General features: G+C 32.3%; 14 protein-coding genes and 2 pseudogenes. 12 read left to right on the plus strand and 4 right to left on the minus strand.

From position 1 onward, the window contains the following. Positions 1-845: 845 nt before the first annotated feature. Positions 846-1931 carry a tyrosine recombinase XerS gene (xerS, locus tag EM4838_RS16100; RefSeq protein WP_071867345.1) on the plus strand — a complete coding sequence of 362 codons (1086 nt, stop codon included), beginning with the start codon at positions 846-848 and terminating at the stop codon, positions 1929-1931. Between the two features lie 449 nt (positions 1932-2380). Here xerS and EM4838_RS16105 read toward each other — a convergent pair whose 3' ends face one another. The 3 genes from EM4838_RS16105 to EM4838_RS16115 all read right to left on the minus strand — a co-directional run bounded on the left by EM4838_RS16105 (position 2381) and on the right by EM4838_RS16115 (position 4766). Beyond that, positions 2381-2974, minus strand: coding sequence for an SOS response-associated peptidase (locus tag EM4838_RS16105; protein WP_071867346.1), 594 nt, complete (start codon positions 2972-2974; stop codon positions 2381-2383). Between the two features lie 320 nt (positions 2975-3294). Next, the gene (locus EM4838_RS16110) at positions 3295-3801 is read right to left on the minus strand and encodes a hypothetical protein (RefSeq protein ID WP_071867347.1); all 507 of its coding nucleotides are present in this window, start codon (positions 3799-3801) and stop codon (positions 3295-3297) included. After that, entirely contained in the window at positions 3801-4766 is a 966-nt protein-coding gene (locus tag EM4838_RS16115; protein ID WP_071867348.1) for a ParA family protein, read from the minus strand. The genes EM4838_RS16110 and EM4838_RS16115 overlap by 1 nt, the downstream gene beginning before the upstream one ends. 405 nt (positions 4767-5171) lie before the next feature. Between EM4838_RS16115 and EM4838_RS16120 the strand changes: the two genes are divergently transcribed. The 10 genes and pseudogenes from EM4838_RS16120 to EM4838_RS17210 all read left to right on the plus strand — a co-directional run bounded on the left by EM4838_RS16120 (position 5172) and on the right by EM4838_RS17210 (position 10293). Beyond that, positions 5172-5498 (plus strand): helix-turn-helix transcriptional regulator, encoded by a 327-nt coding sequence (locus tag EM4838_RS16120; RefSeq protein ID WP_071867349.1) that lies wholly within the window; start codon positions 5172-5174, stop codon positions 5496-5498. Positions 5499-6036: 538 nt separating this feature from the next. Continuing rightward, positions 6037-7530 (plus strand): primase C-terminal domain-containing protein, encoded by a 1494-nt coding sequence (locus tag EM4838_RS16125; RefSeq protein ID WP_071867350.1) that lies wholly within the window; start codon positions 6037-6039, stop codon positions 7528-7530. Positions 7531-7649: 119 nt separating this feature from the next. After that, complete coding sequence (locus tag EM4838_RS16130) at positions 7650-7922, plus strand: type III secretion system protein PrgN (RefSeq protein ID WP_071867351.1); 273 nt, start codon at positions 7650-7652, stop codon at positions 7920-7922. A gap of 56 nt (positions 7923-7978) precedes the next feature. Next, positions 7979-8262, plus strand: a pseudogene (locus EM4838_RS16960) (transposase); the annotation flags it as partial. 23 nt (positions 8263-8285) lie between these two features. Then, positions 8286-8519 (plus strand): annotated as a pseudogene (locus EM4838_RS16965) (RNA-guided endonuclease TnpB family protein); the annotation flags it as partial. 128 nt (positions 8520-8647) lie between these two features. Beyond that, a complete protein-coding gene (locus tag EM4838_RS16145; protein WP_071867352.1) occupies positions 8648-8977 on the plus strand; it encodes an AbrB/MazE/SpoVT family DNA-binding domain-containing protein in 330 nt (109 codons plus the stop codon). Next, a complete protein-coding gene (locus EM4838_RS16150) occupies positions 8967-9254 on the plus strand; it encodes a type II toxin-antitoxin system RelE/ParE family toxin (protein ID WP_071867353.1) in 288 nt (95 codons plus the stop codon). Before EM4838_RS16145 ends, EM4838_RS16150 begins: the two co-directional genes overlap by 11 nt. 379 nt (positions 9255-9633) lie before the next feature. Beyond that, on the plus strand, positions 9634-9717 hold the full coding sequence (locus tag EM4838_RS17200; RefSeq protein WP_219336905.1) for a putative holin-like toxin: 84 nt from the start codon (positions 9634-9636) through the stop codon (positions 9715-9717). 168 nt (positions 9718-9885) lie between these two features. Next, complete coding sequence (locus EM4838_RS17205) at positions 9886-9963, plus strand: putative holin-like toxin (protein WP_414458041.1); 78 nt, start codon at positions 9886-9888, stop codon at positions 9961-9963. Between the two features lie 168 nt (positions 9964-10131). After that, positions 10132-10293 (plus strand): putative holin-like toxin, encoded by a 162-nt coding sequence (locus EM4838_RS17210; protein ID WP_414458040.1) that lies wholly within the window; start codon positions 10132-10134, stop codon positions 10291-10293. A gap of 83 nt (positions 10294-10376) precedes the next feature. Here the strand turns inward: EM4838_RS17210 and EM4838_RS16155 are convergent, their stop codons facing one another. Further along, entirely contained in the window at positions 10377-11324 is a 948-nt protein-coding gene (locus tag EM4838_RS16155) for a helix-turn-helix domain-containing protein (RefSeq protein ID WP_071867354.1), read from the minus strand. A 961-nt stretch (positions 11325-12285) separates the two neighbouring features. Here EM4838_RS16155 and traE point away from each other — a divergent pair. Next, the gene (gene traE / locus EM4838_RS16160; RefSeq protein ID WP_071867355.1) at positions 12286-12615 is read left to right on the plus strand and encodes a type IV conjugative transfer system protein TraE; all 330 of its coding nucleotides are present in this window, start codon (positions 12286-12288) and stop codon (positions 12613-12615) included. The last annotated feature ends 290 nt before the right edge of the window (positions 12616-12905 follow it).

Below are 12905 nucleotides of genomic sequence, written 5' to 3' on the forward strand. Positions count from 1 at the left end.
ATATATATAGAAATGTACTAAAATGAGATTTTCAGTTATGGTATAATATTTATGCTGTCTGCTACCCCGGCCTATTCTGGCAAGGGGAGGAGGTTGTATTATGAATTACCTTTTCGATATGTTTTTTGCAATCGTAACAGAAGTAACCGCGCATTACATCTGTAAATGGCTTGATTGCAAAATTATTGCCAAAAAAGACAGTAAGCCTACCCGTTAATCTGAATAGAACGTAAAAGAAAACCACTAGCCCGCCAGCTAGTGGTTTTTGGTGTATCATGAATTACCTTTTCGTTAAAACAATTATACCATATCTACTAAAAAAAACAATTAATAGATAATAGACGAATTATCATTACCACTTTGATGAAAAAAGTGAATAATCATTTATCACCAAGCTCTTGAAAGGCAGGATCGTACTCTGTTGATGCTTGAGATATTAATACATCCATCTTCAATTAAGATTTGTTTTTTGCATTGCTGCTTGAATTTTTTCTTATCTAAAAATCTAAAAAAATGTATCTCCAGGATGTAACCCATTTTCTTTAAGAAACTCCTTTGAAATTGTTAATACTACTACTGAATTCCCCACTTTTTTGAATTTTCTTTCTTCAATTGCTATAGTCTTCTCTCTCCTCCTTTTTTTATTTGTATATACGCTTGTTGATATTAAATCAACCGTACTCTCTTATCACTAACTATATAGAAAGATGAGTCTTTCTATATAGTTAGTGATACAAAATTTATTTTTCGTAAAAGGCACTCTATTTGTTGACATACCCCGCTATAATTGGTATAGTCCAATTATAGCGATTCCCTCCCCTACTTGTAAAGAAAGGTTGATTTTAATGAATTATAAAGACGCATATAAAAAAATCGATGAATTATTAAGTCATATGCCAAATTATATAAAAGATTTTGTACAGGCTCGTGACGACCAAGATCAATCCCCACAAACTACACTAGAATATTTGAAAAATTATAAATTATTTTTTCAATGGTTAATTAGTGAAGCTGTTGTAGCAGATACTTCTATTCATTCATTGAGAGAATTGACTCCTTATGAATTAAATTTATATAAATCATATCTAAAACGACGTTCTAAAGAGAATATAAAAAAAGTATCTACGAAACACTATTTGCAAGATAGTAATAATTTAGGATTGTCTGTTGCAACGATCAATCGAAATATTACTGCCTTGAAGGTTTTATTCAAGTATCTCTCCTCTAGTTCCAATAATCCTAATGGTGTGCCCTATCTCAATACTAACCCTATGGAACATGTTGCGACAATAACAGACAGAACGACACTTGCAGCTCGAGCAAATTCAATCGAAAAACAACTATTTTTAGATGAAGATACTCAAAATTATTTAGATTACATTGAGTTTGAATACAAGGATTCTTTGAGTCCTAAGGCTCTCTCCTATTACTTACGAGATGTTGAGCGAGATCTTGCTATCAATGCATTGATCTTAGGCTCTGGATTACGGTTATCTGAAGTAGTAAATATAAATGTAGAGGATCTGTCTTTAGATAAGAATAAAGTTGTGGTAATCAGAAAAGGAAATAAAAGAGATGCGGTCAATATAGCAGCCTTTGCTATGGAGTACTTGGCAAACTATCTGGCTATTCGTAGTAGTCGCTATAAGGCTCCTGACAACGAGAAAGCCATGTTTTTGACTACTTATAAAGGAGAGTCAAAAAGAATGACAGGAATAGCAATTGAGCGTATGGTAGCGAAATATTCAAAAGAATTCAAAGTACAAGTTAGTCCTCATAAACTACGCCATACCTTAGCCACAAGGTTATATAAACAAACTAATTCACTTGTTCTTACAGCTCAGCAATTAGGGCATACTAATACTACTACCACGACTTTGTATACGCATATTGATAATGCTGCTACGATTGATGCGTTGAATGCTTTATAAGTAATCGAATTAATTATAAAAATAGTATTGAAGCGGATATTCAAATAAAAGTATTTATAGTAGTAATATAATAGTAATTTATTATATTACTACTATATTACTATTAAGTTATTTCATGTAAAATTTACCTAGTAATAATATATTATATTCTACTACCTTAATTAAATATAAGTGTAGTCCTATTGTAACTTGTAGAAACGTTGGTACGATAGTACTAAGAGAATATATTATCTACTACTATTATTATCCGTGAAAAAGTTACTACCAGAACTAATGATTATGGTAGTAAATAATAAAGATAACTTTCTATCGTCTATTGATTCAGTTTCTAAGTTGTTTATCGGCAAAAATAGTTATTTCTGTTAGCTTCAAATTTATATAGTAATAAGACTAAATTAAGCCCTTAGAGAGTAGAGATTCTCTAAGGGCGTTTTCGTGATTATGAACCGTTACTTTTTTTCCACCATTGTGCATTCCAATTCTGGCATGTCATTGGTTACATGCTTTCTTGCAAATTCAAGATTATTTAGCCATTCATTGATCGAGGATCTTTCTATAATTACTGGCATACGATCATGTACTGAAGCTACTGACGTATTTGGTTTGGTCGTCAATATAATTGATTCTGTTTCAAATCCTGATTCAGTTTTATGGATTCGATAAAAGCCACCAACAAATAAAGTACTGTTCTCCTTTCCTTTGAATAAAAATTTTTGTTTATTGTGATCCCATTCATAAAAACCAGACATTGGAAAAATACAGCGGGATTCTCTAAAGGCTTTCGAGAATGTTTTTTTCTCTTCTACTGTTTCTGAACGTGCATTGATCATCAACTGTCCTTTTTTAAATCCCTCAAAGCCCCATCGGGTGATATCAGGAACAACTTCGGCTTCTTTGTTGAGGCCTAGGGTCACTACATGATTTGAAGGAAACACTTCATTGGTAGCAAGTCGTATATCTTTGTCAGCTACTTTTGTTTCCGCTTGATCGTGATACTTTTTAAGTTCATTAGATTCTAAATCAAAAAAATATCGTCCGCACAAAACATTCACCTCCATTAATATGATTGCTTGCTTAAAACATCCATTATAGATCTATTTTACAAATAAACTTTTACCACTACTATTTAAGTTTACCTGATTTATTCTTTCATAGAAACAGATTAGTCTTCGACAAGTTTGTATTTGACTTACTATTATTTTGGTAACAAAGGAAAAAAAATGATCACAAAGCTGAGTAAACATAAACACGTATATGACCACGTTTATCTACAATGTTTTACCTAAAAGTAACGTAATACATTTAGTAATATAATAGTAACATAATATATTATATTACTAAAAGAGAAGTAGCTTTTAAAAAGCTACTTCTCTTGGTTTTTATCAAAATTTAAAGGATATTTGCTGTAGTCTTTGAGATGTTCATTTACTTCTTCTTCAGTAGCTAAACCTAGTTGGTAAAGATGTTGCCAGATTGCATTATCCATAAAATCTGAAAGAAATCCTTTTGTTCCAGGAATTTTTTTTGAGTGTCTTTGATCTTTATAAATAAGATCTTCTACACGTCTTAAGGTTTCTGTATCAAATTTTAAAGTTCTAGCGACAAGCTCATTTGCTTGATTTTTTTTTGTTTTACTTAACCCAAATTTATCTGCTGCAACATGAGTAATACCAAGACTTTCATTTTGAGTAGGTAACAGAGTTGAGTTAGTAGAATTCTCTGATATACTTTCAACAATTTCATTTTTTGTTTCTATTTCATTTTCCGAAATGCTATCGATAGTGTCTTCTGGAGTATCTAAATCTTCTAATTCATCGTCAAAAAAAGATTCAAAGTCACCTGAAGGTTTGTTTTTTGGTACTCTAGGCATTATTCGTCACCGTCGCTTTCGATGTAAAATTGTTGAGGAAATTCAAGTACTTTTCCTTCTTTAGAAAGTAGCCCTAAATCATTCATTTCGTTCAATAATTTGTAAAAATTTTGAGCAAACTTATTTTCAGGGGTACTCATAGTTATAGGCATACCATTTCTAACTAACTTGTCAGCAAACGTAATTGATCTTGGTAGTTCAGAATCAAAGTAATGGTAATTGTTTCGATTAGTATATTTCATCATTGCATTAATCATTTTTGCGTGTAAATTTGTATTGTATACTTTATTTGCTAGTACACCACCAATACGTAGTGAAGGATTGTATTTTTCTTTTAATGTATTTACACGTGATATTAAATGAGTTACTCCGTCAACACCGTTAAGATCTGGCTCATAAGGAACAATTACCACGTCGGCAATTGATAGTACGGATGATGTCACTTGTTTAAGTTCGGGCGGAGTATCAAAAATAATATAATCATATTTGTCCATTACACCATCAAATTTTCCATCTAAAGCATTAAAATAATTAGCACTTGGATCAATCATTTTGTTCATTCTCTTTTTAAGGCCAGAAATAGTCATAATTTCAGATAAGTTATCTTTAAATTTTTTTAATAAGGAAATAAACCATTCCAAAATAGTATCACGAAATTCTTCCATCTTATCAAATTCAAGATAATTATTATCTGAATTTGCAGGTAGAACATCGATGTGGTCATCGTATGTATGAACAATCGATTCTTCAACTGTGGCATTTCCCATAAAAACATCGTAAATGGTATTTTGATTTTTCCCAACTTTCACACGAAATGATTTTGTACTATTTCCCTGAGCGTCAGTATCAACTACAAGAATATTTGCTTCAGGAAATGATCTTCTAATAGCTCCTGCTAGATTTAATGTAATCAGAGTTTTACCAACCCCACCTTTGTTTGCAGCTACTGTTAGTGCTACAGCCATAAAAATCCCTCCTAAAATTCGAAAGTAATATAATAGTAATATTTATAGTAATATAAAAGTAATGTATAAAATAATAAATTGGTCGTACAATATATTACTTTTTAGTAATATATTGTATTACTTATACAGATGATACCATTAACCATTGTTAAATTCAACAACAACAGTAAACTTTCTAAGTATTTTGATTTTAATAATATATTATATTACTATTACTATAAGTAATATAATAGTAAGGTAATAGTAATATATTATATTACTATCCAAAATAACCCTGTATTTGTACAGTTTCAGCTACCATCATAGTTAATTTATTTAGTAAAATTGATTGTAAAATAAAAAAGATAATGCTAGAATAAACACTAAGTTAGTGTTGTTGTTTTCAACAATGAGGAGATTGAAGTTATGAAGAAAGAAACAAAAGAATTTAGAAATGAATACGATAGATTTGTATTAAAATTTTTAATACAAAATTACCATATAAGCAGAATTGATTTATCCAAAGCAATTGGCTTAGCGCCAAGTTATGTAAGAGAATTTTATAACGGATCTAGAAGTTTTGGAGAAGAGGCGTTAGATAAATTAGAAACAACAATGTTTAGTTTATATGCTCCGCTTCTAAAAAATCATTCTTTTGAGTTAGAGCAGGTTGATCATTTAATTCAATCGATTGAATCAGAGGAAGAATTGGAGCTATTTAGGTTGAAAGGTGCTAATGTTCTTGATTTTTAAGAAGCTTTAAGTAATAACCTACATATTCAATGTTTTAAAAATCAAAATATACACCAATAGTCATGTTCTATTAACGGAAAATCATATCCCTTATTTAGAACCCACATGTTTAGGTTACGAAAAGGTTGATATGTAGGCATTCTTTCTTATAGCAGATGTTTTTCCATTAAACTTGCTATTTACAGATTTAAGATTTATACGGTAAGATATATTAGAAAATTACATAAAAAAAGAGACGGAAATAAAAGATTCTACCAAAATCTATTATTTCTGAATCACATGACCATACTTCATGTGTTCACGCTCGTCTCAAGAATATGTAAGTAGCTACCAACTACTTATATTTAAAAGGATTCGGAAATCAATTCCGATTACCTTTATTCTAACAAAAAAAGGCGAGCAACTCAACATAAAAACGTTTATTTGATGTACTTTTTATGAGTATATTAATCAACATTGATGAGAGAACACATAGTATAGCTGTTTCGGCAGATATTTAATGTGTTCTCTTTTAATTTTGGGGAAGGACGTAAAGTTGATGTTGATTAATTTATATACAGCGCTATTGAAAAGCGGTATTCGAACATATAAATATCGAAACAGCACCATTAAGCCTATTCAGTATGAAAATACGAGTAGGAATGGTGCTATCTTTGCGTACCGTACGAAACAGTTGATGAATGCTGGACGTGGAATGGTGATCACATCTGAAGAAGCGATTCTTGAAAACGAAAGCAAGCTTACACATTGGACTCCTAATGTGTATCGATATGGAACGTATGCTGACGAGAATCGATCAGTCGTTAAAGGACATTCTGAAAACAATTTAAGCCAAATCAATACCTTTGTTGTCGATATCGATACAAAAGTTAATCACGAAGGGGAGATCGTCCTTGCTTGTTTAGATCAAATTGGTTATATGCCAACATTGATTTTAGAATCTGATCATGGTTACCAAGTGTATTTTTCATTGAGTAGCCCAGCTTACGTAACGAAAAAGAGCAACTTCAAGGTAGTCGAAGTTGCAAAACGTATTTCTACAACGATTCGTAAACAGTTAGCAAAGCAATTACCTGGAATCGATGTGGGCTGTAATCACTTTGGAATTGCACGGTTTCCAAACAAAAAAAATATAGTTTTTTACGAAGAAGCTTATCAATACGCATTTTCAGAATGGTTGAATTGGTCAATGAAAATAGCTTCTAGTCAAAAAACTGAAGCGAAACGAGAAGCTAAAATTGTTGTTTTCCCTGAGAAAAAAGAGTATCGACAAGTGGACGAGCCCTGGTTCGATCTATTATTACGTAAAGCAGATATTATCGGTGGAGGTGGCCGGTTAGGTCGAAACAATGTGATTTTCACATTGGCTCTTGCTTATTTCTCTTCGGGATATGCGCTAGAAACATGTGAATACAACATGTTTGAGTTTAATGAGCGACTAAATGAACCTTTGGCTGAAGGGGAAGTAAGAAAAATTGTTATGAGCGCTTATTCTGGGACATACCAAGCAGCACAACGTGATTTTATTTTAGAGTTGTGCCAGCAATGGGTATCTTCAGGAGTGCAAGAAAAAGATTTATTTATTCAACGTCGTGGCTGGTGGAAGTTCAAGAAACCAAGAGAACAAAGAAAATACAGTCATAAGCATGAATGGAAACAGGATCTAATCAGCTATTTAGCCAAAAAAAGTGATCAAGCTAATCCTTATATCATGCTATCTAAAAAAGAGTTGTCTGAAGAGTTAAGTATGCCTAGTCGCAGTTTAGATCGCGTTCTGGAAGAATTAAAACAAGAAAATAAAGTATTCTATCGTATTAAAAGAGGAAGAAACGGTGGGATTGTATTAGCCTCAGTTAAGGCATTATTAGCTAAGAGTATTATTAGCAAAGATGAAGCTAAAAAAGCCTACGTAAAAGAGATCTGTGACATGTTTGGGCTTCAAGATCAAGAACTTGAGCATACACTAGAACAGTTGGCCGCAACAACCAATGACATGATTCAAACGGAATTATTCGAGATTGATACGGGTTAAAAATAAAACACGTCAATTGCCTTTTACAATATATCTATGATACTTGTCTGTTCTTTCCCTAGCTACCGATACTGTTCTGTAGTATTATTACGTATGCAATAATATCAGGAGGGACTATTATGTCTTTAAACTTTCATGTTTATTCTCATCCGATCAATGCTTTTATTATTCGTAATTTAGAGATGACTGTAGATGATTTTTGTATCTTGTATGGGTTTAAGCAGGGGACGGTGGCTAGTTGGATTTCAAGAGATAGGTCTGTAGAGAATTTACCTGTTTCCTTTATTTATGAGCTTAGTTTAGCAGCTGGTAAAAATATGAGTGAGGTTTATTTGGATCTTCTTGAGTTAGAAGAAGATTATGTGGGGCGGAAAAAGATGAAGGGGATTTGAGGTATTTTGTTAAAAAGGGGAGTCAATAAATCTTCTCCTTTTGACAGAATTTCAGATCAGAATCGTATCATATTACTTTAATTGAGCGTAGTCATGACAAAGATTATATGTGTATTATGTTCAAAGTCTACCCTAAAACAGGATTGACAAAATTTATCAATTCTTATTAACGTGCCAGTTCATGATTGATAAAACGTGATTTTCCAAGAGCAAATAGTTTCTTTTGAAAGAAATGTTTTGTTCTAAAAGTTTTTGTTTTTTGACAATTCTTGGTACACGATCTAAGTCATCAAGAAATATAACGAAACATATTCAAAATCAAGGAAACAATTACACATAGAGTTGAACTTTATGGAACGCCTCAAAGCATATAAATTTAGAGATGAATCCGTTGGATTTTCTCGGTTCAAAAGTAAGAAGAATCCGGTTTAATGCTATATCACTAATAACCAAAAAGGAACAGTGGCTTTGATTGATAATAAATTCGTCAAAGTTCCTAAATTGAAATCCTTAATCGAAATTAAACTTCATAGACAATTAAAAGAAGTTACTAAAACTGCCACAATATCCTGGTGCTTCAGTGGTAAATACTATGTTTTCGGGATTATGTTAACTAACTAAATAACTAACGTGTTCAATCGTTCGGTAATTACACGTAATTACTCACTTTTTTGCTACAATGTACTTACTAAGTAATTACTATATATTGGAAATGAGGAGTATATATGATTACAAAAAAAAGAAAACAAGGTAATTCTATTATGTTGACAGTTCCTAAAGACTTTAATGTTCCGAATGGAGTAGAAGTTGAGGCAAAACTTGTAGAAAATGGCATTCTTTATGAATTTGTTGAACCACAAAAGGAATTCTTTGATTTTAGTGAAGATATTTTGTCTGATATAATCGCTGAAGGCTACGATAAAGATAAAATCCTTGTAGAGTTTAAGAATAGAAAAAGCAATTTGGTCTCTTCTTTTAGAAATATTGCTACAGATGCACTTACTAATTCTAAGGCTATGTCTAAAGAGGAGCTGGCAAAAGAAGTTGGGTTATGAGATCGTTCCTTCAAAACATGTGATTAAGTATCTAAAAAAGATAAAAGAAAAACCTTTAAAAGAGAAATTTTTAAATATGATTTATGATGAGATTGCAGTTGATCCATATTCAGGAAGTCAAAAGACTGGGGATTTAGCAGGTATTTGGTCTAAGGGATTTAACTATGCAGAAACTACTTATAGAATTGCTTATGAAATTCAAGAAAATATGGTTATTCCTGTATTGTTATGTGGAACACATGAAAATTTCTATGAGCAGTCAAAGAATATCAACTGACAAGAAGTGTCTGTCTTCGTAGAATGGAGTAGAATTTTTTGTCTATTGCTAAATCATAAATTTTTTCAGGAAAACAACGCAGCAGAAAATAAAGTGCTATAATATTTTTGGACTTTACAAATCAAAGGAGAGGTCGTTCGTCAAAAGAATGGCTTCTTTTTTATGTCTTTTAATGGTTCTACATAGGAACTATGTTTGTGCATAGCTTCTTTTAGTAATTATAGTTTAGTAAATTAGTATCTCGTGAAAGATAGCAAGGTTCATGTCGTTTGAATATGGTATAATCGTGAGGTAGAGAAGTGAAAAGATGGTGGCTAGTCTCTTGAAAAAGGGGTGATGCCTATGGTTCATAGCTTTATCCCTAGAAGGGAGTAGGCAAGTGTCAACTTTTGAAGCAATTCAACTGATGATCGCTTTTGCGACGTTAGTTTTGCTGATTATTGACCATAAGGACAAAAAATAACCATCTAACACTTTGACCGGCGTTTAGATGGTTAAAATTCTATTTATATCGCAGTCACCGTCTTTTTAACGGTTCTACATAGGAGCTATGTTGACGCATAGCTCCTTTTGTTATTGCTATTATAGCAAAATAATTTTAAACTCGCAAATGTGAAGTAGACAAAGGTCAATTTTTGAAGCAATTCAACTGATGATCGCTTTTGCGACGTTAGTTTTGCTGATTATTGACCATAAGGACAAAAAATAACCATCTAACACTTTGACCGGCGTTTAGATGGTTAAAATTCTATTTATATCGCAGTCACCGTCTTTTTAACGGTTCTACATAGGAGCTATGTTGACGCATAGCTCCTTTTGTTATTGCTATTATAGCAAAATAATTTTAAACTCGCAAATGTGAAGTAGACAAAGGTCAATTTTTGAAGCAATTCAACTGATGATTGCTTTTGCGACGTTAGTTTTGCTGATTATTGACCATAAAGACCAAAAAAATAATCATCTAACACTTTGGCCGGTTATAGATGGTTTGAAAAAAACAATTAATAACTGTCACCGTCTTTTTAACGGTTTTACGTAGGGGCTATGTTCGCGCATAGCTCTTTTTTATTATAGCCTGTTTTATTAATTAACGCTAGCAAGGGACAGTTTTTATTGACAAATTTATCCCTTCAAAAGATAGTGCACTTTTTGAACTTGAGGAGGATTTCCTTTTCGATCTACCATTCTTTCGTAACTGCTCTTGAAAAAAGGATAGAATCGAGTGTGATTTAAAACAATTTTTAGTCCGTCGATATAGGTACCTAATTCAGTTAATTTTTTTTGTTTTTCTTCTTGTTTCTTTTCTTTGTAAATATCAATTATGGCAGTAAAATAGTAATACCAAATGTGATAGCTGGCTTGTCCAAATGTAGTGGCGTATTTTTCTACGTTTTTCAGTAATTCTTGAGCCATAGCGAAGTCTTTATTATCAATAAGCATATCTGCAAAATTGACGAAACAAATCCCTGTGTATTTCAAGTAGTAAGAGTTGTGAAATTTACGTACGTTGATATCTAGATCCAAAATTTTTGGGTAAAGTGATTTGATTTGATCCATACTTAGATAAGCAGTGAAATCTCCTAAAAATTCTAAGTCGTAGGAGGTTAACTTTGTGCTGTAATTGATTCGATTATAGTTTTCATTGATATAAAGTTGGTCGACCTTAGGAATAATAGAACTTTGCTCTGAAAAGTGCTTCTGCAATAAGTATTTAAAGCGGATTAAGGCTGGAACGAGTTCTTTTTGATCCACTAAAGTTTTGTAGAGCTTTTCTGGACGAGTAATCGGTACAGAAGCTTTATTTTCGATGATATAGTCATATTCTTGGATAAGTAAAGCTGTTTCTGGATCGTCATTGAAATTGCTGTAATCAATAATATCTTCAATACGTGCATTTAAGCGGTATGCTAGTTGCTCGATAGCAACAATCGTTAACCGAGTTTTTCCTTGTTTGACTCGACTATAAGTGAGTGGTGTAATGATCCCTTGAGCTAATTCTTTTTGTGTCATGTTGCGTGCAAGGCGTAATTTCTCGATTCCGTCGATAAAGATTAAGTTTGAATTATACATAGATTAACAGCCTTTCATAAACGATATTAAAAATTGATATAATCAAAAAAATAGTTTTTTTTTTCAAAAAATGGTGGTAGTTTTATAACATAAATCGGTGTATTAATACAGATTTATAATATTAATCAAAAGAGGTGAAAAAAATGTTTGATATTTTTGATTTTTTTGGAGTAAAACCAACAGATGCTCAAATTGCTGGGCAATAAATAAAAATCTAAAAAAAACAAGCATCAATATTCTAACCGAAGACTAAGGCTAGAAAAATTAGCCGTCTTTTTATTGATAAATCAAGAAAAAATAGATTTTTAGTAGCTACGATTCTATTTCCTTATTAAAGTTTAAATATCACAATTGTTACAAAAAGATAATGCTTAAAACAAGCATTATCGGATTAAACAAGGATTATAAATGTCATAAAAATATTGGAATATTTGTTCGTGAAGTTTTATACTAAAAAACATAAGAAGTGACACCTTACAAAAGCGTCACTTCCGAGTATAAAATATCTTTATATAATTATTTTGTTTTTTTATAGTTGCGATAATTTAAAAAGTCTGCTACGCTTTATTCGAATTGATTTCGTTCGAAGCGTCGGATGAAATATCGTGACAGTTAAAAACAAAATAGAAGGCGGTATGGACTCGGGAGACTGGTAATCTCCGTCAGCGCCCATACACGTCGCATTAAGCTCGACCCTTAATGCGTTAACCCTCCAGTGTTGTTGCAGCATAACTGCAACGGCAATAGTATAACAGAAATTTAAAAGTGATACCACTTTTTATTGAACTCAATTGAAAGTGTATTTGCTGATGAATTTATGCGTATGCAGTCTGTTAGAAAGTTGTCGTTGTGATTTGTTGCTATGTTATACACTGGAGTTAGAGGGAACGCATAGGCATGCGTTCCCTCTTTTTTTGTTGTGAACGAAATCAATTCTTTGTTTTTAGAAAGGGTGAATTCAATGTATACAGGCATTGTAAGTATTGCAGATATACGTGAATTTGGATCACGTATTATTGTCACAGAAAGACTTGTGAAAGAACTAGCAGATGGATCAACCAGGATTGTGCCACAAGGGAAACGGTTTGTTTTGAAAAATGGGGAAGCATTAGAGGAACGCCACTATTTTGTTGGGAAACAAAAAAAATTCCTTTTAGGAAAACCTGTTCCACTGAAAGATTTATATGATCGAATTAAGTTTGTATATGATGCTAACGGTGTTTTGATTGCACGAAGAAGAAATGGACGCTTACGTTCGACTGCAAAAGGAATGGCCAAAAGAATTAGCTAAAAATGACTTCAGAATATTTTTATCGTTTTACGCTTGCTTGAAAATATTGTCGAGACTCTTAGAGGCGTTTGGAATCGAGTGGAAATTGCTCAGTAGACTTAAGCTATCAACAATTCTCGAAAGAGAGTGAACGGGGTAGTTTTTCACGATTGATATCACAAAAGATTGGTCAGTCGAGTAAATGTTGACTGTTGAAGGTCGATGAAATGAATCTGTACAAATGACATGTCCGGAGTAAACAAGGGCAAATCTAAGGGTTAGACAAGTTTGAATAGCGCCTAAACTAATCA

Source organism: Enterococcus mundtii (assembly GCF_002813755.1).
Taxonomy (GTDB): Bacteria; Bacillota; Bacilli; order Lactobacillales; family Enterococcaceae; genus Enterococcus_B; species Enterococcus_B mundtii.